At 28.9% G+C, this 24,223-nt stretch carries 23 protein-coding genes and 1 riboswitch; of the genes, 16 read left to right on the top strand and 7 right to left on the bottom strand.

The window, feature by feature from the left end; translation table 11 throughout:
* The first annotated feature begins 7 nt into the window (after positions 1 to 7).
* From B2W91_RS09445 to B2W91_RS09425, 5 genes are all read left to right on the top strand, one after another.
* Positions 8 to 2,548 (top strand): ABC transporter permease, encoded by a 2,541-nt coding sequence (locus tag B2W91_RS09445; protein WP_291580294.1) that lies wholly within the window; start codon positions 8 to 10, stop codon positions 2,546 to 2,548.
* Between the two features lie 155 nt (positions 2,549 to 2,703).
* Positions 2,704 to 3,399: a response regulator transcription factor gene (locus tag B2W91_RS09440; RefSeq protein ID WP_291580293.1), complete on the top strand. Its 696-nt coding sequence runs from the start codon at positions 2,704 to 2,706 to the stop codon at positions 3,397 to 3,399.
* Positions 3,400 to 3,405: 6 nt separating this feature from the next.
* On the top strand, positions 3,406 to 4,671 hold the full coding sequence (locus B2W91_RS09435; RefSeq protein ID WP_291580292.1) for a sensor histidine kinase: 1,266 nt from the start codon (positions 3,406 to 3,408) through the stop codon (positions 4,669 to 4,671).
* A gap of 48 nt (positions 4,672 to 4,719) precedes the next feature.
* The gene (locus tag B2W91_RS09430; RefSeq protein WP_291580291.1) at positions 4,720 to 5,253 is read left to right on the top strand and encodes a phosphoglycerate mutase family protein; all 534 of its coding nucleotides are present in this window, start codon (positions 4,720 to 4,722) and stop codon (positions 5,251 to 5,253) included.
* A 432-nt stretch (positions 5,254 to 5,685) separates the two neighbouring features.
* Positions 5,686 to 5,904 (top strand): hypothetical protein, encoded by a 219-nt coding sequence (locus B2W91_RS09425; RefSeq protein WP_291580289.1) that lies wholly within the window; start codon positions 5,686 to 5,688, stop codon positions 5,902 to 5,904.
* 393 nt (positions 5,905 to 6,297) lie between these two features.
* Here B2W91_RS09425 and B2W91_RS09420 read toward each other — a convergent pair whose 3' ends face one another.
* A complete protein-coding gene (locus B2W91_RS09420) occupies positions 6,298 to 7,992 on the bottom strand; it encodes a glutamine--tRNA ligase/YqeY domain fusion protein (RefSeq protein ID WP_291580288.1) in 1,695 nt (564 codons plus the stop codon).
* Between the two features lie 801 nt (positions 7,993 to 8,793).
* Positions 8,794 to 8,883: riboswitch (purine riboswitch) on the top strand.
* A 31-nt stretch (positions 8,884 to 8,914) separates the two neighbouring features.
* Here B2W91_RS09420 and ade point away from each other — a divergent pair.
* A complete protein-coding gene (gene ade / locus B2W91_RS09415; RefSeq protein WP_291580286.1) occupies positions 8,915 to 10,651 on the top strand; it encodes an adenine deaminase in 1,737 nt (578 codons plus the stop codon).
* A 56-nt stretch (positions 10,652 to 10,707) separates the two neighbouring features.
* On the opposite strand, the gene B2W91_RS09410 is transcribed toward ade, so the two are convergent.
* The 5 genes from B2W91_RS09410 to B2W91_RS09390 all read right to left on the bottom strand — a co-directional run bounded on the left by B2W91_RS09410 (position 10,708) and on the right by B2W91_RS09390 (position 15,391).
* On the bottom strand, positions 10,708 to 11,934 hold the full coding sequence (locus tag B2W91_RS09410) for an NAD(P)/FAD-dependent oxidoreductase (RefSeq protein ID WP_291580284.1): 1,227 nt from the start codon (positions 11,932 to 11,934) through the stop codon (positions 10,708 to 10,710).
* Positions 11,934 to 12,383, bottom strand: a complete 450-nt coding sequence (locus tag B2W91_RS09405) for a 4Fe-4S dicluster domain-containing protein (protein ID WP_291580282.1) — start codon at positions 12,381 to 12,383, stop codon at positions 11,934 to 11,936. The genes B2W91_RS09410 and B2W91_RS09405 overlap by 1 nt, the downstream gene beginning before the upstream one ends.
* A gap of 16 nt (positions 12,384 to 12,399) precedes the next feature.
* Positions 12,400 to 14,283, bottom strand: coding sequence for an anaerobic carbon-monoxide dehydrogenase catalytic subunit (gene cooS, locus B2W91_RS09400; protein ID WP_291580281.1), 1,884 nt, complete (start codon positions 14,281 to 14,283; stop codon positions 12,400 to 12,402).
* A 338-nt stretch (positions 14,284 to 14,621) separates the two neighbouring features.
* The gene (locus tag B2W91_RS09395; protein WP_291580279.1) at positions 14,622 to 15,026 is read right to left on the bottom strand and encodes an RrF2 family transcriptional regulator; all 405 of its coding nucleotides are present in this window, start codon (positions 15,024 to 15,026) and stop codon (positions 14,622 to 14,624) included.
* 86 nt (positions 15,027 to 15,112) lie between these two features.
* On the bottom strand, positions 15,113 to 15,391 hold the full coding sequence (locus B2W91_RS09390) for a DUF1294 domain-containing protein (RefSeq protein ID WP_291580278.1): 279 nt from the start codon (positions 15,389 to 15,391) through the stop codon (positions 15,113 to 15,115).
* 237 nt (positions 15,392 to 15,628) lie between these two features.
* On the opposite strand from B2W91_RS09390, the gene B2W91_RS09385 reads away from it, so the two are divergent.
* From B2W91_RS09385 to B2W91_RS09340, 10 genes are all read left to right on the top strand, one after another.
* Complete coding sequence (locus tag B2W91_RS09385; RefSeq protein WP_291580277.1) at positions 15,629 to 16,132, top strand: YbjQ family protein; 504 nt, start codon at positions 15,629 to 15,631, stop codon at positions 16,130 to 16,132.
* 691 nt (positions 16,133 to 16,823) lie between these two features.
* The gene (locus B2W91_RS09380) at positions 16,824 to 17,372 is read left to right on the top strand and encodes a tryptophan transporter (RefSeq protein WP_291580276.1); all 549 of its coding nucleotides are present in this window, start codon (positions 16,824 to 16,826) and stop codon (positions 17,370 to 17,372) included.
* Positions 17,373 to 17,930: 558 nt separating this feature from the next.
* Positions 17,931 to 18,545 (top strand): TetR/AcrR family transcriptional regulator, encoded by a 615-nt coding sequence (locus tag B2W91_RS09375; RefSeq protein ID WP_291580275.1) that lies wholly within the window; start codon positions 17,931 to 17,933, stop codon positions 18,543 to 18,545.
* 14 nt (positions 18,546 to 18,559) lie between these two features.
* Positions 18,560 to 19,036, top strand: a complete 477-nt coding sequence (locus tag B2W91_RS09370) for a flavodoxin domain-containing protein (RefSeq protein WP_291580274.1) — start codon at positions 18,560 to 18,562, stop codon at positions 19,034 to 19,036.
* An 81-nt stretch (positions 19,037 to 19,117) separates the two neighbouring features.
* On the top strand, positions 19,118 to 19,600 hold the full coding sequence (locus tag B2W91_RS09365) for a flavodoxin family protein (protein ID WP_422653270.1): 483 nt from the start codon (positions 19,118 to 19,120) through the stop codon (positions 19,598 to 19,600).
* A gap of 2 nt (positions 19,601 to 19,602) precedes the next feature.
* Positions 19,603 to 20,274 (top strand): flavodoxin family protein, encoded by a 672-nt coding sequence (locus B2W91_RS09360; protein WP_291580271.1) that lies wholly within the window; start codon positions 19,603 to 19,605, stop codon positions 20,272 to 20,274.
* A 190-nt stretch (positions 20,275 to 20,464) separates the two neighbouring features.
* Positions 20,465 to 20,851, top strand: a complete 387-nt coding sequence (locus tag B2W91_RS09355; RefSeq protein ID WP_291580269.1) for an FMN-binding protein — start codon at positions 20,465 to 20,467, stop codon at positions 20,849 to 20,851.
* A 214-nt stretch (positions 20,852 to 21,065) separates the two neighbouring features.
* Positions 21,066 to 21,527: a GyrI-like domain-containing protein gene (locus tag B2W91_RS09350; protein ID WP_291580267.1), complete on the top strand. Its 462-nt coding sequence runs from the start codon at positions 21,066 to 21,068 to the stop codon at positions 21,525 to 21,527.
* 266 nt (positions 21,528 to 21,793) lie between these two features.
* On the top strand, positions 21,794 to 22,246 hold the full coding sequence (locus tag B2W91_RS09345; RefSeq protein WP_291580265.1) for an NUDIX hydrolase: 453 nt from the start codon (positions 21,794 to 21,796) through the stop codon (positions 22,244 to 22,246).
* 222 nt (positions 22,247 to 22,468) lie between these two features.
* Positions 22,469 to 23,356, top strand: a complete 888-nt coding sequence (locus tag B2W91_RS09340; RefSeq protein ID WP_291580263.1) for a metallophosphoesterase — start codon at positions 22,469 to 22,471, stop codon at positions 23,354 to 23,356.
* 125 nt (positions 23,357 to 23,481) lie between these two features.
* Here B2W91_RS09340 and B2W91_RS09335 read toward each other — a convergent pair whose 3' ends face one another.
* Positions 23,482 to 24,075: a TetR/AcrR family transcriptional regulator gene (locus B2W91_RS09335; RefSeq protein ID WP_291580261.1), complete on the bottom strand. Its 594-nt coding sequence runs from the start codon at positions 24,073 to 24,075 to the stop codon at positions 23,482 to 23,484.
* Positions 24,076 to 24,223 lie beyond the last annotated feature (148 nt).

The following is a 24,223-nucleotide window of genomic DNA, read 5'->3' as shown; positions in this document are numbered from 1 at the left end:
AAGTATTATGAAAAGCTATAAAGATATAACTAATAAATATTTAAAGCATAATAAAAAAAGAACTGTATTAACGATTTGTGGAATAATACTTTCTGTAGCACTTATTACATCTATAGGTTTATTTATGAAGAGTATGCAAAATACTTTTATTCAAGATGCTATAGAGGGTGCTGGCTCATTTCATATTGCCATTGCTAAGTTAAATGATAGTGATTACGATAAAATTAAGAATAATCCTAAAATAGAAAAGGTTGGACTTAAGGAGCAGTGGGATAAAATTTCTTTAAAATCATCAAAAAGTATAGAACTATTTAAACTTGATAAAAATGCTCTAGAACTTTTACCTTATAAAGCTATTGAAGGAGAAATTCCAAAAGAAGATGGAGAAATAGCCTTAGAAAGTTGGGTGTTAAATTATATTGATAATACTCCTAAACTAGGAGATACCATAAAATTGCAACTTCAGGATGGAAAAATAGAGGAATTTAAAATTACAGGATTAATTAAAAATAATTCATATAGTCAATTTAGTGGAGCATCTACAGGAATTGTTTATTCGGATAAATTTGATATGGAGAAATCTGGAATGTTTGCAACTATATCTAAAAAGGCAGATATTTCTGATACAGTAGAAGAATTAAGAGGTACATTTAAAAATATAGAAACTAATGAAGAGTTATTAAGACTTTTAGGGGAAGGGCAAAATAAATCTATAAATAATAGTTTAGCTTATATAGCTGGGATAATAATTACCATAGTAATAATTGCCACAATAGCAGTTGTATATAATTCATTTCAGATAAGCGTAGTTGAGAGAATAAAACAATTTGGACTTTTAAGGGCTGTAGGTGCAACTCCAAAGCAAATAAAAAAAATAGTATTAAGGGAAGCTACTTTAATAAGTTTAATAGGAGTTCCATTAGGAATTTTATGCGGCATATTTGCCATGTGGGCTATAGATCAGATATTTAAAATTATATCTAGTAGCGCTTTTGGCTCTTTAGACATGGTTATATCTTATGAAATATTAGCTATAAGTGCAGTGGTTGGACTAATTTCAATATATATATCAGCATTAATACCAGCAAAATTTGCAGGAAAAGTATCTCCTCTAATAGCAATTAGCAGCAGGGCTTCTATAACAAAAGAAAAGATAAAGAAAAATAGAGGCAGGCTAGCAAAAAAATTACTAAATATAAATGGATTGATGGCTTTTAAAAATATAAAAAGAAATAAAAAGAGATTTAGAATTACAGTATTCTCAATGATAATAAGTGTTACATTATTCATATTTTTTACTTCTTTTATAAATATGACCATTAATTTTACACCACATAAATCAGAAGAGGAAAAAAATAATTTTGAGATTCTAAGCTTATTAGATAATAATCGTTTTTTAATAGATGGAAAAAGTACTATAACTGAGGATATAATAAATAAAATAAAAAATAGTAATGAAGTTAAAGAACTATGTGTAAACTATGAAAATTATGTATCAAGAGCAGTAATTTCAGATGATAAAAAGGAAAAGATAATAACTGAAGCTGCACCACATACATATAATAAAACAAATTTTAATGGAGAAGAAATGACTTCATTAAACGTTCTCTTTGATGTATATGATGATATAAAACTTAAAAATACTGAAAGTTATATAACTAGTGGTAAATTAGATAAAGAAAAAATGATTGAAGAAAATGGTATTATACTTATAAAGAATGAAACGCTTAGAGGGGAAGATAAATATTATGAGCTTCCTCTTACCAATCTAAAAGTTGGAGATAGCTTTTATATTTACAAGAATATGCCTATTATAAATATAAAAAATTTAGAAGACAATAGTAAAATAAATAATTTTAATAAAAATGAAATGATAAAAGTTACAGTATCAGCAATAGTAGATTATGCACCATATCCGCTTTATGGAAACTCAGACCATTTAAAAATAATAACTCCAAAGGATGTTATGAAAAATATATCTAATATAAATGTTGAAAAAATTCCTTATAAATCTGCAGGAATAATATTAAAGGATGAAAAGAAAGAAAATGAATTTGAAAAGTGGATTCAACCTTTGGGAGATATGAACGGAATAAAGGTTATGAATACTAGTAAAGAAGCAGAAGAGATAAGAGCTAATAATCTTCAAATAAATATATTATTATATGGATTTGTAGCAGTAGTATCTCTAATTGGAGTAGTAAATATAATAAATACCATAACTACTAATTTAATCTTAAGAAGAAAAGAAATTGCATCATTAAGTGCATTAGGGATGACTTATAAAAACATAAGATCAATGATTTTGACTGAAGGAATTCTTTATGGAGTATATGGTTCTTGTTTGGGAGCTATTGTTGGAACGATACTATCACACCTTATGTCTACCACAATGATAGGTATAATGGGATTTAAATGGGGTATTCCTTGGAAAACTATAAGTATTGCTATTGGAGCGTCTATATTTATAGGCGTGATAGCAGTAATAAAACCTTTAAATAGAATTAAAAAAGAAAATATCGTTGAAGTAATAAGAGGAGAACAATAAATTAATTTATAAATTTATTCAATAACAAATTAACAGTTTATCAATTAAGAATTAAAGCTACTTTAGAAGCTCTGTGAAAATATGGAACAGAGCTTTGTTTTTTTTATGTAATTTTATATAATAATTTTATAAAGACATACAGGGGGATAGGATTTATGAATAGAATACTTTTAGTAGAAGACGATGAAGGGTTAGCTTTAGGAATTGAATTTACCCTTAAAGATGAAGGGTTTTATGTTACAAGAGCTGAAGATGTAGAAGAAGCTCTAAAAGCTTTTAATGAAAATGAATTTGATATAATCATATTAGATGTAATGCTTCCTGATGGAAGTGGTTATGATGTATGTAAATATATAAGAAGCAAAAGTGAAGTTCCTATAATATTCTTAACTGCTTGTGATGATGAGGTAAATATTGTTTTAGGATTAGACATTGGGGCAGATGATTATATAGTAAAACCATTTAAGGTAAAAGAACTTATTTCAAGAATCAAGGCTATTCAAAGAAGATTTAGAAATGAAGTTTATAAAAAACATATATTTAAATCTAAAGATATAGTTTTAGATACAGAAACTGCAAAAGTTGAAAAAAGGGGAGAAGAAATAATACTTTCTTCACAAGAGTACAAGCTTATTTTAAATTTTATGATGAATTCTCAAAAGCTGATGAGCAGAGAAGAGATACTAGATAAATTGATAGAAGGTTCGGGAGCATATTTTGATACAAATACTCTTTCTGTATATATAAAAAGGATTAGAGAAAAAATAGAAGACGATTCCTCAAATCCTGAATATATAAAAACTAAAAGAGGCCTTGGATATGAGTGGCATTTGGAAGTTGAAAAGGAGTAGTGGGTCATGACTAAATATTTTACTAATCCAGAACTAAAAAGAAGTTCATTAATTATATTAGCATTAGCCTTTATTATGTTAATAACTTCTTTTTTTATAATGGATAGGAGTTATAATAAGATAAAAATAAATTATACAGAAAGCACCATGGCTTTAGCAGGTGAAATAATTAAAAACCATCCAGAATTAAGTGATGAAATAATTCCTGTGATAACAAAAGGGGCTAATGAAGAAAACATAGAAGCAGGTAGAAAAGTATTAAGTGAATATGGCTTTAATGAAAAATTAGAAATAAAGTTTATACCAACAATGAATGATAGTTATAGTATGGCTTTAAAAGGCATACTTAGTTGTTTATTAATATTCTTCATTATTATATTTTTACAAAATTCTATTCAATATATAAGAATTTATAAAAGACTTGAAAGGCTTATAATGGCTGCAGAAAATATAGTAGAATACAATTTTGATGTTGGAATTTATGAAAATGCAGAAGGAACTTTTGCAAAACTTGCTTATTCTTTCAACAATATGAGAGTAATTATAAGGAATAATTTTTTAGCTATACAAAAAGAGAAAAATTTTTTAGTAGATATACTTTCAGATATTTCACATCAGCTTAAAACGCCTATATCATCTTTAATAATATATAATGATATACTTTTAAACAGGAACTTGGATGATGAGAAGAGAAAAGAATTTTTAGAAAATGGTGGGAAACAATTAAATAGAATTGAATGGCTTGTAAAAAGTTTGCTTAAAGTTGCTAAATTAGATGCTGGAGTAATTAGGTTTGAAAAGAATAATTATGATATAAATGAAACTGTGAAGGATGCTGTTGAAGCACTTCAAGGGAAGGCAGAAGAGGAAAAAATAAACCTTATATTTAATAAAAAAGACTCCCAAATTATGATGGTACATGATTCAAACTGGCTTAGCGAAGCAATTATAAATATAGTTAAAAATTCACTAGAGCATACAGCTGAGGGCGGAGAAGTAGAAGTTTTTACAGAAAGGACACCGGTGTGCATTAGAATTATTATAAAGGATAATGGAGAAGGAATTTCTAAGGAAGATATACATAATATATTTAAAAGATTTTATAAAGGGAAAAGGAGTAAGAAAACAGAATCTGTAGGAATTGGACTAGCTCTTTCTAAAGCGATAGTAGAAAGTCATGATGGGATGATTGAAGTTAAAAGCAAAGTTAAAGATGGGACTATTTTTACCATCACTTTTTTAGCTGTTAATTCAAATTTGAGTATGTCATAAAATACATATTAATTTTTAAAATTACAAGAGAGGGTTAAGAGGTATAGTATGAATATAGGATTAATAAGACATTTTAAAGTGGATTGTGATAAAGTATTATCTATGACCTCGGATGAGTTTAAAGCATTGGTAAGAAAATATGATGAAGATGATATTATAGAAAATGACATAGATTTAGGGCATATTAAGTGGGATAAATGCTTCTCTAGTGATTTATATAGAGCTGTTAAAACCGCTGAAAGCATATTCAAAGAAGAAATAACAAAAACTCATTTGTTAAGAGAAGTACCTATATCACCAATATTTAAAAGTAATGTTAAATTACCATATATATTTTGGGCTATAAGTGGAAGATGTGCATGGTTCTTTAATCATAAATCTCAAAAGGAAAGTAGAAAAGATACGGAAAAGAGAATAGATGAGTTTTTATCTAATATAGATTTAGACTCAAATGAAAATATACTAATTGTTTGCCATGGTTTTTTTATGAATACATTACAAAAGAAACTTAAAAATAGAGGATTTAAAGGTAAAAGTGTAAAAAGGCCTAAAAATGGCACATTGTATTTATATACAAAATAGTTAATAGGATTAGAGCAATTTAAAATAATAGAGTGTGGATTTTACCACACTTTATTTAATTGGTTAATAGCAAATAATTAACTAAATAATTCAAGCTATTTCTTATATATGTGTTTAATGCTAATTTGATAGTTTTAGCCTATTTATGGGTTGACTTACATAAAAAGCAATGGTATAATTTACCATAAGTTTAACTCCATTAAATTTAGTATAGTTTTAAAGAGATAGAACAGGTAATTTATTTTCAAGGAGGAGACTTTTATGATAATGGTTCTACCAGTGTACAGGGTGGAGTTAATATTGGGAGTGGTCAAAATAGTTCAGTAAATTTTTCATTATCATATTCATCTAATCATTATAGATATGTTAATGTGGAAGGATATTCATACTTTTAATTTTTATAATTAAGACAAATAAGATAGGAGAAATTAAATGAAGATAGATTCAAAAAAAGCTATTTTGTGCATTATTGGCTGTATTTTAGGTGTTTTAATTATGGTAGCTCCAATAATAATTACAGGTCGTTTATATGATGAAAGTAAAATATTAGGAGGACTTCTTGTTAGTGAATTCATTATGAGAACTTTATCATTAATTATTGGATTTGGAGTTATTTATGATGCAATTAAAGTATATTTTAAAGAAGGCTAATTCTTTAAGTTTTATATGAGATAGTAAAATAAGCTATGTCACTACAAGTATTGAATTTAGCATTAAAATAGATATAAATTCTTAATGTAACTAAGCTTATGGCCGTTTTTGCGGATATTTTGCTATTAAATGTACATGAACTAATGGTATTTGAATTAGCTTATATTTTCAATATAATATTCATGAGAGGATACATATCCCATCGAGAAATGTATCCTCTCATTATTTCTATAAACATAATCAAGCTGCTACTCTTCCAATAACTTACTAATAAATGTTTTCTTCTCCATAAAAAGCCTTCCTAATTATATCTTGTGAATTTAGTAGCTTTAATTAGAATACTAAAAAGTAGAATTTATTTTAATAAATACATCAATTTTAGAAGTGATATATCTACAATTTTTTATTCCAAGAATCTTTTAGTGGTACTATTCTATTAAATACTAGACTTTTATCAGAAGTATATTTCTTATCTACACAAAAGTATCCATGTCTAATAAATTGATATTTGCTTTCTATAGGTGCATCCTTTAAAGAAGGCTCCAATATACAATTTTTAAGTTTTATTAAGGAAGTTGGATTTATTCTTTCCTCCCAACGTTTTGAGTTGTCCTTTAATAATTCTTCATCAGAAATCAATTTATCATAAAGATGTACCTCTGCCTTAATTCCATGATTAGCTGATACCCAATGGATTGTTCCTTTAACTTTTCTACCAGTAAATCCAGAACCACTTTTAGTTTCAGGATCATAGCTGCAAAGTAGTTCTGTTATTTCGCCAGTAGATGGATCTTTAACTATATCTTCACATTTTATAAAATAGGCTCCTTTTAATCGTACTTCTTTCCCAGGAGATAATCTATGAAAGCCCTTAATTGGACTTTCCATAAAATCCTCTCTTTCGATATATAACGTTTTTGAGAAAGGTACTAATCTAGTTCCTAGTGATGGATTTTCATTATTATTTTCAATTTCTAAATATTCTACTTTAGTTTCATCATAGTTAGTTATAGTAATTTTTAGTGGATTTAAAACTCCCATAACACAATTCACTTTAGATTTTAAATCTTGACGTAAAGTGTGTTCAAGCAAAGATATATCTATGGTACTTTCATTTCTAAATACACCTATCTCTGATAGAAAATCTTTTATACTTTCAGGTGTAATTCCTCTGCGGCGTAATCCTTTAAGGGTAGGCAATCTTGGATCATCCCATCCATCTACATAACCACCAAATACTAGTTCTCTTAAATATCTTTTGCTAGTTACAACTCCTGTTAAATTTAATCTTCCAAACTCTCTTTGTTTTGGAGGTTCTTTTATGTCTAGTTCTTTTAAGAACCATTCGTACAATGGTCTATGGTTCTTAAACTCAATGGAACAAAGGGAATGAGTAATGCCTTCAATTGCATCTTGTAATGGATGAGCAAAGTCATACATAGGGTAGATGCACCATTTATCGCCAGTTCTATAATGATGAGCAAAGTTTATTCTGTATATTACAGGATCTCTAAGATTTATATTTGGTGAAGACATATCTATTTTAGCCCTTAAGACCTTTGAAGCAGCAGGAAATTCACCATTTTTCATCCTTTCAAATAAATCAAGGTTTTCTTCTATAGTCCTATTTCTATAGGGACTATCTTTTCCAGATGTAGTTAGTGTACCCCTATATTCTCGCATTTCTTCTGGGGTTAAGTCACAAACATATGCCTTTCCACACTTTATTAGTTTGAGGGCAAATTCATATATCATATCTGAATAGTCAGAGCCATAATAAATTCTATCCTCAGGATCAAAGCCAATCCATTTCATATCTTCAATAATAGAATCTACATATTCAATATTTTCTTTTACTGGATTAGTATCGTCAAAACGTAAGTTAAATTTTCCACCATATTTAGTAGCAATACCATAACTAATACTAATAGCATAAGCACTGCCAATGTGAAGGTAGCCATTTGGCTCTGGTGGAAAACGGGTACAGATATCTCTGCTAAAGCTCTTATTTTTAATATCTTCCTCCACAACTTTATCTATAAAATTTTGAACAATTATATTTTCATTTTTATCTGTTGAGTGACACATTTTAAATCCTCCCTTTTATAAAAAAATAATGATATTAGACATCTGAAAGAAAATAATAGATCAAAGATGCCTAATAAAAAAACTCTCACCTCCAAGACTTATTAGTCTTGGGGACGAGAGCTATTATCTTCGTGGTGCCACCCCAATTTATCAATATGTTGCCATATTAACCTTATCAGGTACGGTAGTGTTCAAAATAATTTTAAGTTAAAATAAAATTAAACTACTTATACCCTAGCTCTGTAACAGGAGCTCCTGTCATAGCCTCCCCCTTAAGGTAAATTTTACATTACTTAAAGGATCGGTATGAAGCTCAGAGGCTTGTTTCGATAGGGCATCTAAAAGAAAATAATTGATTAAAGATGCCTAAACTTTTCTCTGCCTTTTTTCAGCTACCAAGGCTCTCTGTAAAAGAAACAATTTATCTACTCTTCTCATCATCGCTTTATTATAGTATGTATTTTTTAACATATTTTATACTATTCAGAGTAATTTGTCAATGATACAAGGTTAGGCAATTGAGAATGGAAAATTGACAATGAACAATTATGGATACTTCTCTTTTGTAGAGAAGTTTTAAATTGATATACTAGTTTTTTATGGAAAAATTATTGAAGGAAATAATTCTTTGACAAAGGTATAGGATTTAAATATAATAAGTAACAATAACCTTTGTATAAGCCCAATAATAAAGGGTTCCTTAGTGAAAATTTAACTTATGCATGATTTTAATTTCCATAACGAAAATTCTTTTCTATGAATGAAAAATNNTTTATAGAAAATTTATTTTCCAGAGTATATATTAAGTTTTCACATTGTATCCATATAAGGTTTGGGTGTTTCTACTATACTACCGTAAACAGTATAACTATGAAGAAGTAATCCATGAAGGTTAAATATTTTTAAAGGGTGGATTGTTTTAATGAACAAGAGAATTTTTAAAGAACAAATTAGAGCAGCAGCAAAACATGAAACATGTGATTTAGTTATTAAGAATGTAAATATTATAGATGTATTTCAAAATGATATATTTATTAGTGATGTAGCTATAAAAAATGGATATATAGTGGGGTTAGGAAATTATGATGGCCAAACCATTGTAGATGGTACTAATAAATATGTATGTCCAGGACTTATTGATGCACATGCTCATATAGAGTCTTCTTTAACAACTCCAAAGGAATATTATAAGGCAGCACTTATTCATGGAATAACTTCAATAGTTACAGATCCTCATGAAATAGCAAATGTTTTAGGGAGTGAAGGAATAGAACTTATGATGAAATTAAGTGAGAACCTTCCTTTAGATTTCTATTTTATGCTTCCATCCTGCGTACCAGCTACTAGCTTTGAAAGCTCTGGAGCAAAGTTAGAAAGTGAAGATTTAAAACCATTTTATAATAATGACAGAGTGCTAGGTTTAGCTGAAGTTATGAATTCACCAGCAGTATTAAATTGTGATGAAAATATGATTAATAAAATATGGGATGCGAAAGAAAGAGGGTTAGTTATAGACGGACATGGTGCAGGATTTGATGAAACTATGATTAATGTCTATACAACCTCTAATATTACAACAGATCATGAATGTCACAATGGCAAAGAGGTTATAGATAGATTAAGAAGAGGGATGTATGTGCTTATAAGAGAGGGCACTGTAGCAAAAAATCTTAACGAGCTAATTAAAGTCACTAGTATGGCAAATTCAAGAAGGGTTTGTTTTTGTACAGATGATAAACATATAGATGATTTAATAGAAAATGGTAGTTTAGATCATTCAATTAGAATGGCTGTTAAGCATGGATTAAAAGCTGAAACAGCAATACAAATGTCTACCTTAAATACAGCTGAGTGTTACAATTTAAGGCATAAAGGTGCTATTGCACCAGGATTTATAGCAGACTTTATAATATTAGATGATTTGGAGAACTTTAAAATAAATTCTGTCTATAAAAATGGACAGTTAGTAGTAAAAGATAATAAATTAGTAAATGAAATAAAAAAAGATGAATGTACGTATGATATTAAAAATAGTATCAACGTTCCTAAACTTACTGAAAAAAGTTTTGAAATTGATTTAATAGATAAAAGTAAATTAAATGTTATCGAGCTAATACCAAATAAATTAGAAAGCAATCATTTAAAGATAGATATTGATGAGCTAAATAATAAAGAAAAATTTATTGCTGATATAGAAAAAGATCTAATTAAAATAGCAGTTATAGAAAGGCATAAGGGAAATGGAAATATCGGATTAGGCATTATTAAAGGCTTGAATGTTAAAGAGGGAGCCATAGCTACTACTATAGCACATGATTCTCATAATATGATTGTTAGTGGATGCAATGATGAAGATATGGTTTTTGCTGCAAATGAGCTTCAAAAAATAGGTGGAGGCATAATAGTAGTTAAAAATAGGACAGTTCTTGCATCAATCCAACTTGAAATCGCAGGTCTTATAACGGATAGAAGTTTAGATGAAGTAGTTTCAGACTTACATAATCTACATGAAGCTATAAATGAAATATCACCAAATATAAAATTTAATCCATTTCTAACACTATCTTTTTTGTCATTGCCAGTAATACCAGCTCTAAAGATAACAGATAAGGGTTTAGTTGATGTTACTAAATTTGAATTTATAGAAGCAGCTGAATAGTTTATATTAAAAAAAAAGCTTCCCATAAAATATGGGAAGCTTCTAAGCTTTAAAGCTTAGTTATATTGAAATTCGCCTTTAGGAGTGGTGTTGAAGAAGTCTACATATCCTATATTGAATATGCTTTTATTAATATTTTTTATGTTAATTTTGTCGCTTATTAACTTTGTGTATACTCCTGTATATGCGATATCTCCTTGGAATATTGCGCCATATATAATGCCGTCTTTTTCTATTATCTTTTTATAAACTTTTCCATCATCATATATATGAACATTAAAGCTATCATCTGATGGATTAGGTATGCCTAGAGATACTGTATCAATTCCAAAGAAGTTCATAGAGTTTTTAAATCCAAAAAGACTTTCTATTTCTTTTTCTCTATTTGCCATATTGTGTGCTGCAACTATTCCTTGTTTTACAGCTAAAGGCCATATGCCTGGCTTTCCTGCACAGACATCACCAGCAGCATAAATATTCTTTTCTTTAGTTTCACATTTAGAATTTATGATAATTCCTCTGTCAAATTCAATATTAGTGTTACTAATAAAGTCTGCATTTGCTTTAACTCCTGCTGCAACTATTGCCATATCAGCATTTATCACAGTACCATCATCTAATAACAATCCTTTAAAACTACCATTTTCATTTAATAAAGCACTTTTAGCAAGGTGACCAGTGAATATTCTTGCACCTCTTTTTTGTAATTCATGCTCGTAAGCTTTTGCAGTTTTTTCATCTAATTGAAGTGGTAGGATATTCTTACCCATTTCAATTAGATATACTCTAATTCCTCTTTCCAATAATTCAGTTGCCATATCAATTCCTATCAGTCCACCGCCTATAACTACAGCAGATTGACAGTTGTGAGAGGCTTTATCAATAGCCAAGGAATCCTCTAAATTTCTTAAAGTGAATACATTTTTAGCTTCTCTTAGATTTTCTACAGGAGGAATAACTGCAGAAGAACCTGTAGATATTAAGAGCTTATCATATTCAATTAAGGAGTTATTATCAAGGACTACTTGTGATTTTTTAGGATCAATATTAGATACAGAAACTCCTTTTATCCAACGGATATTATTCTTTTCAAAAAAATCTTTTTCAATAAAGGAAAGACTTTCTATATCTCTTTTTTTACTTACATAGAGGTGAAGCATACATCTAGAATGTACATTTTCATCCTTAGAAATAATAGTAATATCACCTGTTTTATCTAAGCTACGTAAGGTTCTTGCAGCATTAATACCAGCAGCACTGGCACCTAATATTACATACTTCATTAGTCGTTCACCTCCACTAGATATATCGCCTCAGTAGGACAACTTTCTACGCAGCGAGGAGTTCCTCTATCTTTACACATATCACATTTAACTATAATTTTTTTAGTATTCTTATCAGGTTTTAAAACCCCGTATGGACATGACATAACACACATAAAACAAGAAGCACATCTACTTTCATCGTAGTTTACTATGCCTAAATTTTCATCTTTAGTCATGGCACCACTCATACATGTAAATACACATTCAGGTTCGTTGCAGTGGCGGCATATAATAGGTGCAGGACTTAAAGTTTCATCAAGTTCTATATGATTTCTACTTTCATTAGATGTATCTTCTAAATCTAAATCATAAATAGACTTTCCCTTTTCATTATGTTCTGACATACATCCTAAAACGCATCCAAGACAAGCCATACATTTATCTTTGTCTATCATTATCCTTTTCAATTTTATGGCCCCCTTTTTAAATATTAAGTGCACTTCTTTTATTAAGTATTATTTCTTCAAGTTTATCAGCTGTGCTTAATACATCATCGTCTAGTATAAGTCTTCCACCAGTTAATCCCACTAAAATTTCAGTTAAAACTTTTGTAACTGTTTTACTACCTGTAATAAAAGGTGGTTTTGCTAAATGAAGAGGAAGTCCTAAGGCAAGTCCAAAAGCACCATCTGCTAAAGCTTGTTCTTCTAACCATTGTGGTGCAGATAGAACTAATGGTAGATCAGGCAAGTCAACATTAAGTAATTTTGCAAGTTCAGTAGCCACTGCTTCAAGTCTTCCAATAGCAAGACATGGACCAAAGTTTAATACTGGTGGGATTCCTAAACTTTCACATACTTCTCTTAAGTTTTCGCCTGCAAATTTTGCAGCTTCTGGAGACATTAAGCCTACATTTTCAAGTCCGCCACTTGAGCATCCAGCGGAAAGAACCAATATATCTCTCTTTATCAATTCTTTTGTAAGTTCTACAGTAAATACATCATGGCCCCCAGATACAAGATTTGAACATCCAACAACTCCTGCTACACCTTTTATTTTTCCTTGAGCGATTAATTTTAATAGTGGTTCAAAAGTTCCACCTAAGAAATTCTTAAGGGATGTTTCACTAATTCCAGTTAAAGTGCTGTCATTTCCATGGTTCTTTGGTAAGTTAATCTCAACATTACCTCTTCTTTTATTATGACTATTTATTGCTTCATCAATAATATAATTAGTTATTTTTTCTTTTTCTCTATAAGAATAATTAATATACTCTGCATTTTGTTTTTTAGCTACATCATCAATGCAGATCATTTTTACCATTAACTCATCAGTAATTGGTTCTATTCCAGGGAAAGTACAGTTAAATTCTGATATAATTAAATCAATAGCACCAGTAGAAATCAATGCTTCACTGGTAAAGTTATTTCCTGAATGACCAGCAAATACTTCTTTATAATGCTCACCTCTTAATTGTAAATCTTGACCAACACAGGTTGAGCCTACTAATTTAAATCCTTTAGCTCCAACTTCTAGAGCTCTTTCTATAATTTCAGGATCAGAAAGTCTATCCTGTAAATCTGCTATAAATGAATGTTGGTGACCAGTAATCATAATATTTATGTAATCAGCGTCTACTACTTTAAAACCTACACTTGCAGATCTTATCTGTGGTTCGCCAAGCATTATATCATTTAATAAATTAGTTAAAACTAAACCATAAAGGCCAGTAGAAATACCTAAGCTAAGAGAATGTAAAAGCATATTTACTGGATCACTATTTAGATTAGTAGATGTTTTTACAATTGCATCAAAGACTTCAGATTTTGCTCCGCCAGGAAGAATGGATAGGTCTTGCCATTTCTTAAATCTAGGCCCATAAGCTAGTTTTTTAACTAGTTCCATTTTTTCAGATCTAGGCTTATAAAGGTCATTAAGAACTTTCTCTGCTAACAATACAGCTTTTTCATGATCATCTTTTCCTTCTATTTCAAACAATTGACAAAGCTGATCTAATGTAGCTTTACCTTTGATAGCGCCTTTATTTTTACCTGTTTCTTTTAGGTTTTGAGCAGTATTTTCAACTATGTGCAGGTAACAAGCACTTCCAGATGCTACTGCTCTTAGGAAATTTCTTGCAACTATAGTATCCGCTGTTGCGCCACATACACCTTTTGGAGCATTAGGGGTTATACGACAAGGTCCATTAGCACAAAGTTTACAACATACACCTTGTAGTCCAAAGCCACATTTTACACCTTGTTTTTCCATCCTATGGTGAGCAGTATCGAATTTAAGTTCTGCAATAAAATTTTCTAGTACTTTATCAGCAGAATTACAAGTAGATTTTTTTACATTGATAGACATGTTAAACCCTCCCTATTTATAGATGCGTTATCTTAAAACTTAATGTGCATTTCAATATAAATCTTTTTAGTACTTTAATTTATAGCTTAAGTTAATAGAAATTTGACAATGGACAGAGAATTCGCCATAAATGTCCATTGTTAACGAGCAACTATAAATTTCAACTAATATAAATTGAAATAATTTAAAAATATATTTCTATGAATTTATATATTAAGTCATAAGTGCATATGTATGAATGTATACCAAATAGATAAACGTATACCAAAAAGGTATAGCATATATCGTAAAAGTTAGGGGACTACCCCTAAACTATTTTTACACATTTAAAATTTATGTTATTTTATAATTTCTTTAAAATTGGTTTTAGATAATTCTTCTACCAACTTTTTTTGAGCAGCAAATAATGCACTATGAATAGCACAGTTATTTGGTCTGCGAAGATTACATTTATCTGGTTCATATAAACAACGGTTTAAGTATATAGGTCCTTCTATGGCTTCTATAACATCTTTTAGAGATATTTCTTCTGGATTTTTGCCTAAAGCATATCCTCCATTTATTCCCATATAGGATTCTACTAGTTTTGCATCTCTTAGTTTTCGTAAAAGCTTTAATAGAAATCGTAAAGGTATATTTTCCTTTTCAGATATGGTATTAGCGCTTACAATAGTACCTTTTTCTAATCTGGATAAATAAAGTATTACTCTTAAAGCATAATCTGTTTCTTGCGTTAGTCCCATAATCTTCTCCTTTATTAAAGTTATACCAAACTGGTCTATTTAAAATATATTCTATATTTTGTGAAAAGTCAATATGGATTGTTAAATTAAAATTTTATAAGATTAGGAATGTTTTTTGAGAAGAACATTATAGCAACCACTTGTAATATAAGTATTGTTGGTAAACCAAATTTAAAGTACCAATGCTTAGTTTTGTGTCTGAAAATATTCATTCCTAACAAACATCCTAGTGATCCACCTAATAAGGCTATTAAAAATATGTTTCTTTCAGGAATTCTCCACTTATGATTTTTAGCTTTTCTTTTATCCAAAAACATTATGTAAAATCCTATTAGATTAATTATTATTAAATAAGGTAATAGCAAAATCACATCCTCCTTTTAATACACAAACTAAAACAATTTGTTAACGCAAATTTATGAGTGTATAGATAAAATTTATGAGTTGTACATTTATTATATAAGTATAGCATAACAATCAGTTTATATATGGTAAAATTTGTTGAATAAGTTAAGAAAAATAAATATAATTAATGTAACAAAAGTAAAATGTTTTTATGTACCTATAATTAGCTATGATTTTGAATATGAGGGGGGATATGGATGATATGTGAAAAATGCGGGGCAGAATTAACAGAAGAAATGGTGAATTCAGGTTTTTGCTATCAATGTGGACAACATATATGTATTCAAGAAGAGATTAAAATATTTAACAAAAAATTAGAAGAAGAAAAATTGAAGCAGAAGATATTGAAAGAAAAAGAATCAAAAGATCAAATAGAAAATTTCCTTATGACTACTAGATACAATTTTGAAGAATATAAGATTATAAGATATAATAAGGTTATTTGTGCGGAAACTGTTATGGGAACTGGTTTTTTTAGTGAGCTTTCAGCAAGTCTTTCTGATTTTTTTGGAGTGGAAGATGATGCATTTGCATCTAAGTTAGATGAAGCAAGAAATAGTGCAACTTGTAAATTAGTTCATAAAGCTATTAAAGTAGGAGCTAATGCAATTTTAGCTGTTGATTTTGATTATGTACTATTTAATAACAATATGATTTCTGTAATTGTAAATGGCACAGCAGTAACTGTTGAGAAAATGTAGATATTTCTATATTGAAGGTTTATTTAAAAGATTAAAAAGAAAAAGTTTTTAAAATAAGTTGACATTTTGAATAATAATGAATATAATCTTAATAAATAAAATATTTTTAATCCAGTGAAGAGGGATAGTAATTAAATTTAGGTTCGTTAAAGAGAGCTAGGGATGGTGGAATCCTAGTATGAAAGGGTTTAATGAATGGGCCTCAGAGGAATAAAGGGAAATCTTTTTAGATAGTACCAGTTATCGTGGGCTGCACGTTATAGCAGATAGAGTATGTTAGTACTTGAAGTTGAGAGGCGTATAGTATATGTATAAACTTTTAGTACTTAGGGTATTATAGATTTGTAACTTATACTTTTTTTATTGTATAAAGTTTATTCATTTTAAGTTTATAAATCTATGGATTCTTAAGTAAATGAAAATTAACCTTATTAAGGTAGTTGTACATATATTGCAATTTAGGTGGTATCGCGGATAATATCTCCGTCCTATTGATTTAGGGCGGAGTTTTTTTATTTATAAAGATAGAGGTAGATAGTAGAGAATTTTAGGTGGTGAGTAGCATGGTATGAAAGTGTATTTTAAAAAAGTATATAAATAATAAAAAATTAAATGAATTTAGGCATATGAAAAAATGCACTATCATATTAGCTAGTTATTTTTTAAAATGTGCCTCAGGAGGAGTGTAAATATGAATATAAAAAAATTAACAATTAACGCATTGCTTTTAGCTGTAGGTGCACTATTACATCAAATTACCCCAGCATTAGGATTACCAATGCAACCAGATTTTGCTTTGGCAATGTTATTTATAATAATCATATTAAATAAGGATGATTATAAAGCTTCTTTGGTAGCAGGTATAGTAATAGGAGTATTTACTGCCATGACTACGAAGTTCCCAGGAGGTCAAATACCCAATATATTAGATAAGTTGATAACAGTAAATTTTGTATATATATTAGTCTTTATAATTTGTAAATTTAAATCTTTTAAGAAATTAAGTGAAGAAAAACAAAATTATATAATAGCTTTAATAATATTACCTATAGGAACTTTAGTTAGCGGAACAATATTTTTATTATCAGCACAAATAATAATAGGTCTGCCAGCATCATTTACAACATTATTATTAGCAGTAGTACTGCCAGCTACAGTGATAAACTTAATAGCTGGATTGTTCTTATATAAAGTGGTGAACTTATCTTTAAGGAGGGCTTCTTATTCAGTAAAAAGATAGTATTGATTTCGAGAAATCTTGGATTAGAGGTGTTTTTATGAGGAAAGATATTCCTAGTATATATAAAATGCTATATGAAGGAAGCCAAAAAGCAAGAGAGATAGTAGCTAACATTATAGGCATCTTCAAAAAATAACTAGTCAGTATTCTGGTATATTTTATGCCATACTGCATCACCAGAACCTATAGATAGGATTACTATCTGTAGAACCTGGTTCTTTGTCTGACATAAAATATCCTCAGAATATTTAACTAGCTATTTTGTTTCAGATGCCTCAAAAGAAGTTCGTGAGGCAATTGGTATAGAATATTTTAATGGAAGAATTTAATTAATAAATTTTAATAAATAAAGCACAGTTGTANNTACAACTGTGCTTTATTTATTATGATAACAATTTTTCTCTTATTTATATTTTGGCGAGATGACAATTAGATTCTTATGATTATCTAAAGTTTAAATATTATATTTACCTACAAAGAAAATAATGGTAAAATATTATTGAACAGTGTTTAATAATATTACGGTGTTCAATATCATTTATTCTATTGGAGGAAAAAATGGGAACTACAGAAAGAAGACAGCTTGAAAGAGAGCTTATAAAGAGGAAGATATTAGAGGCTGCAAGTGATATATTAGCTAAAGAAGGATATGAAAATTTATCTATACGGAAAATTGCCAAGAGAATAGAGTATTCACCAGGTATTATTTATCATTATTTTAAGGATAAAGATGAAATAGTAACTTTGATTGTGGAGGAAGGATACGGAAGGATATTAAAGACAATAAGTAAAATTCCTATAGATATCGAAAATCCAGATAAATCAATAGTGAATGGCTTAAAAGCCTATATTGAGCTTATGCTTGAAACACCAGAACAGTTTAGAGCAATTGTGATGAACGATATTGAAGGTATACAGGATAAAGTCAATATATTAGATGAAGGTATTTCAAAGGAGAGAAAGAGTATAGAATCTATGTGTAAGTTAGTTTCATTAGGTATTGAAAATGGTATATTTAGAGAAATGGATGTTGAACTTACTGCACAGATTATATGGACATCTACCTATGGACTTCTTTCTAGATTAATATTAGAAAAAAATATTTCCAAGAATCAAAAAGATAGACTCATAGATCATCATCTTCAAATTCTTATTAATGGATTATTAAAATAAAGGGAGAGTTTAAAATGAAAACACTTATTATTTATGGATCTAAGCATGGATGTACAGAAAAATGCAGCATGATTTTAAAGGATAAGCTTCAAGGAGAGGTTACAACTATAAATATAAGAAATCAAGATATACCTAATATAGAGTTTTTTCATAATGTTATTATTGGTGGTTCAATTTATATAGGTAAGATTCAAGGTGAAATAAGAAATTTTTGCTTTGAAAATATTAATATCTTAAAAAATAAAAAAGTTGGATTTTTTATATGCTGTATGACCAGAGATAATGAAGAGATGCAATTAAATAGTTCTTTTCCAGAAGAATTGTTAACCCATGCATCGGCAATAGGATACTTTGGAGGAGAATTTATATTTAAGAATTTGAATGTTCTGGAAAGATTCATAGTAAAGAAGGTAGCTAAAACTAATAAAGATATATCAACTATTTCGGAAGAAAATATAAGTAAATTTGCGAAGTTAATAAATAATGCTTAGTTTAGGGAGGAGTAGGGTTTGAGAGCAATAATACTCGATGGATTTGAAGAAGAAAATATCATAGGTACTCTACTTAAAAAGATGTTTGAAGAAAAAGGTAAAGAATTTTCATATTTTAAGCTTAAAGATATGAATATATTACCCTGCAGAAGTTGTGGAGCTTGTGCATATAAAACTCCAGGTAAGTGTGTTTTTGAAGATGATATGGATAATATAATTAGGGCTTTTGCGAAAAGTGATGTAATGATAATGCTTACTCCAATAAGATTCGGAGGATACTCCTCACAGTTGAAAAAAGCTTTTGATAAATTCGTTGCAGTAGGTGTTCCGCTCTATATGGTTAAGGATGGTCACATGCTTCATCCGATGCGATATGATAGTAAATTGATAATTGGAATAGGAATGGCTTTAAAAGATGTAAAAGGTGCAGAGAATAGNNGAACCTTAGTAGAAAGAAATGGATTAAATATGCAGTGTACACAAAAAACTCTTATATTTAAATCATTAGATGATATAAGAAAAATAAAGCATGAAATAGAGGGTGTCCTTAGAGAAGAGGTGTAAATATGGAGGGAAAAAGATTTCTTATATTAAATGGAAGTCCTAGAAAGAAAGGAACTTCCTATAGCTTTGGACGTACAATAAAAAAACTTATAGAAGAAGAAGGTAGTACTGCTGAAATTATACACATTATTGATTATCTTGACGAAAATAAAAATATTCATGATTTAAAAAATATTATTTTAAAAAGTGATATGATAAGTTTCATATCTCCTTTGTATGTAGATACACTTCCTTATCCTGCTATTTGGTTTTTTGAAAAACTCACTGTTGAATTTATACATGAACTTCAAGGGAAGGGCTTTTTTGCCATAGCTCAATGTGGATTTCCAGATATAATCCTTTGTGAACCACTTCTAGAATCTTGTAGGTATTTTGCAGAGGAAACAGGAATGAACTGGATGGGAGGCTTAGCTTATGGAGGAGGCGCAATAATAAATGGAGAATTGCTAGAGAATTTAGGGAAGAAGGGAAAGAATATTACAACAGCTTTTAAACTTGCACTAAAAGATGTTCTTAATGGGAAAACAATATCTTCTGAACCTCAAAAACTTCTAACAGTAAAAATTTCTAAATTTTTTTATCCACTATTGGTAGGTATTTTGAACTATAATTCAAGAAAAACTGCAAGAAAGTATGGGGTTACAGACCTTAGTAAAAGAACTTATCTTGAATAAAATAAATTTTTGTATTAGTCATCTAAATTGAAATAACTGGTTAAAGTTGTTTAGAATATTTTCCATGAGATAAGGATATTGATTTTACTACATTATGAAGTCTAGTGAATATAGTTTCTAAACATACTAACTAGTTATTTTTATATGACATATATAATATTTAGATAAAATTATTGAGGAGAGAAGTAAAATGAAGAAATCCATAAAGATTCTTATTAGTATAGCAGTTATCATCTTTATAGTTATAACTGCTGGATTTTTCTATATAAAGTCTATTGAAGTACCAAACATTGAAATTAAAGATATTAATATTAAAGATATTAATGATGGTTCTTATATTGGAGAATATGAAGCTGGACCGGTAAAAGTTGTTGTAAAGGTTGAAGTAATAGGAAATAAAATTAATGATATAAAAATTGAAAAACATGACTGCGGATTAGGGAAAAAAGCAGAAGAAATAACAGAGGAGATTGAAAAAGCGCAGTCACTACAAGTTGATGAAGTTAGCGGTGCCACGCTAAGCAGTAAGGTGATTTTAAAGGCAGTTGAGATCGCTCTTGAGAATGGAAAAGAATAGATTACAGATATATAAATTCATTAATCTTAGTAGGAGGCTTATTATAAAGTAGTTTGGTAGGAATAAAGGAAGTTGACTTAGGAGTATAAGTTGTTGAAATAAGAAAATAAATATTTCCTATAAAAGTTTCTAATATGACAGACAGCTGTCAATTTTAAAATGATAAGATTAACTAAAGTATCTTAAGAATTTAATAATGTTAGGAGTAAGAAAGATGAATTATGAAATAGTTAATTTACAAGAAAAAATTGTAGCTGGCATAGGAGTAGAAACTACCAATAAAAATATGAAGGCTATGACGGATATTGGTATGTTATGGGGAAAATTTATAGGAGAAAAGATAATAGATTCTATTCCAATGAGGGTAAATGAAAAAGCTATAGGATTATATACGGAATATGAAGGTGACTATACAAAACCATATAAATTTTATTCTGCTGTTGAAGTAAGTAGTGCTATAGAGGAAAAGGACGATATTGCTACTAAAGTAATACCATCAGGTAAATATGTAAAGTTCACAGTAAAAGGTCATATGCAAAAGGCAGTAGGTGAAGCTTGGGAAGAAATTTGGAACATGGATTTAGATAGAAAATATAGTTGTGATTTTGAAGTTTATCATAATGATAGTGAAGATATAAATAACCAAACTATTAATATTTACATCTCCTTAAATTAGATCTAAGGTATATCTACAAAAATAACTTTAATGTTAAAAACTAAAAAAGATTTCTAAATTCTGTTTTATATCAGCGGGTTCCGTTTTGAGGTGCAAAACAATAAAATTGCATAGAAAATATCATAAAAGCAGCAGTAATATTCACAAGAATTATTGCTGTTTTTCTTTCTATAAAATTAAATTTGAAATATAATTACACTATAATATAATGTATGAGTCTACATCATTGTAAATATCAATTCGATGTAGATAGGGGAGGGATTATTTTGAGAGCACCTATGCAAATATTAGTTATACCATATAAAATAATAGATGGAAAACCAGAATACTGTATTTTAAAAAGAAGTGATGCTCTTTATTGGCAATTTATTGCAGGAGGTGGAGAGGACAAAGAAACTCCATTGGAGGCAGCCAGACGAGAAGCATTTGAGGAAGCAAATATTGAGCTGACACTTCCTTATTATCGATTGACATCAACATTTTATGTACCTGCTGACTGCATTTCTGAAAAACATAGGCAGTATTGGCCAGCAGATACATTTGTTTTACCTGAATATTGTTTTGCAGTAAATATGGATTCAAAGTCTGTAAAATTGTCATCAGAACATACTGAATACAGTTGGGTTACATACGAGAAAGCAGAAGAGATGTTATATTGGCAAACCAATAAAATTGCTCTTTTTGAACTTAATAATAGAATAAAATCGAATGTGTTTTAATGCTAGAATTAAATACCTTCTTATAACTTGCTTTAACTATGAAAAGTGCGAAGAACCTACTACCTCGCACTTTTATTGTTTTAAAAATTTTTAATTTTAAAGATTTAGTAGCAGAAGCCAATTATGTTTTATGCTACTATTTTTATAAAGAATTTTTAATATTAAATAACAGAGAAAATACTTTTTCATATTATGTACTAACGAATAATTTTGAGGTTAGATATGATTGAAAAAGATATTTTAAAAGACATTTTAAATAGAGCTCCAGAGATAGAGATTGATGATGAATCAAAGATAGTGTTTATAAGTGATTGTCATAGAGGAGATGGCACTTGGAAAGATGCTCTACTTCCAAATAGAAATATATATATGGCTGCACTTAACTACTATTACAACAATGGTTTTACACAAATTGAAATTGGTGATGGAGATGAACTTTGGAAGGTGCCTAAAATTGTTAATATATATGAAGTTCATCAGGATATTTTTGAAATGTTACTAAAGTTTAAAAATGATAATAGATTTTATATGATTTTTGGAAATCATGATGCAGTAAAAAATACTAAAAAGTTTAAGAAAGGCATTGAAAAGCTAAGGTCTGATTTGGATAAAAGAACATTATACAATTTATTTCATGATACACCTATATATGAGGGATTGGCCTTACTTTATAGACCAACTAATAGGAGGGTATTTGTGGTACATGGGCATCAAGTAGATTTCATGAATTATAATTTAAGCTTTGTAACTGGATTTTTAGTTAGATATGTTTGGTCATTCCTTGAACAAGTCTTTGGATTTAAGAACCTTACAAGTCCAGCTAAAAATAATTCTAGGAGAACAAAAGTGGATAAAAAATTGGAACAATGGGCTAAAAATAATAATCAGCCAATTATAGCAGGACATACGCATCGTTCAAGATTACCAGAGGCAAAGAAAAGTATTTATTTTAATGATGGATGTTGTGTTCATCCTTATTCTATGAGTTCTATAGAGTTAGAAAAAGGTAAGCTCACTTTAGTTAAATGGAGCGTTATATCTCTTGAAAGCGGTATATTATCAGTAAAAAGACAAGTGATTGGTGGACCAGTATCTCTTAAGAATATTTAATTAGATTTATACCCAAATGACATGGTCACCTTTCTTTAAAACCTCTATTAAATATATTTCAATAAAATTCACCATAAATTATATAAGTCTTACTAGAGGTTTATATAATTTATGGTTTAGTCCGGTTACATTTTTATATTTTCATCAATCATTTTATGAACTAATTCTAAATAATCTCCTTTATAATCAAGAGCCTTATTAGCAATTAATACAGCTATGCCGTGAACTAAACTCCACATAGTTAAAATATTTAAAGTATATGTGTCTTTATCTAAATTCATTGATGAAAGATAAAATTCAGCACTTTCTTTAAAAACATTAAATGGACTATTTATATGGCATAAAAATTTATGATTTTCAATAACAATGGGGGAGGTGTTTTCTGTAAGAAAAAGAAATTTCAAGTATTCAGGATTTTCAACCATAAATTTTACATAATACTTTCCCATTTCAATAATCTGAGCTCTTGGATCATCGGAGTAATCTATAGTTGCCATCATAAGTGAAGATTTAAAGCTTTCTATAACTTTAAGAGCAATTTCATTAATAAGTGCATCTTTGTCTTTGAAATGCTTATAAGGTGCAGTATGACTTACTCCACACATACTAGCAACTTTTCTTAGTGAAAAACCTTCAAAGCCTTCTTTATTTAGAAGTAATAACCCTTTATTTATCATATCTTCTTTTAAAGTACCATGATGATATTTTTCTTTAGTCAATTTTATACACCCTTCCAAATTGAATTTAATATAAAAATTGTATCATAGTATGTTGACAATGTAAACTTATATAATGTATAATTTTGGTATTAAGTTTACATTGTCAACTTTTCTATTTTATAATAATTTGAATCTGTTAAGTAGTTAT

It is taken from the genome of Clostridium sp. UBA6640 (genome assembly GCF_002455975.1).
Classification (GTDB): domain Bacteria; phylum Bacillota; class Clostridia; order Clostridiales; family Clostridiaceae; genus Clostridium_J.
Note: the sequence above shows the minus strand (reverse complement) of the source record. Positions and strands in the feature narration are given on the sequence as shown.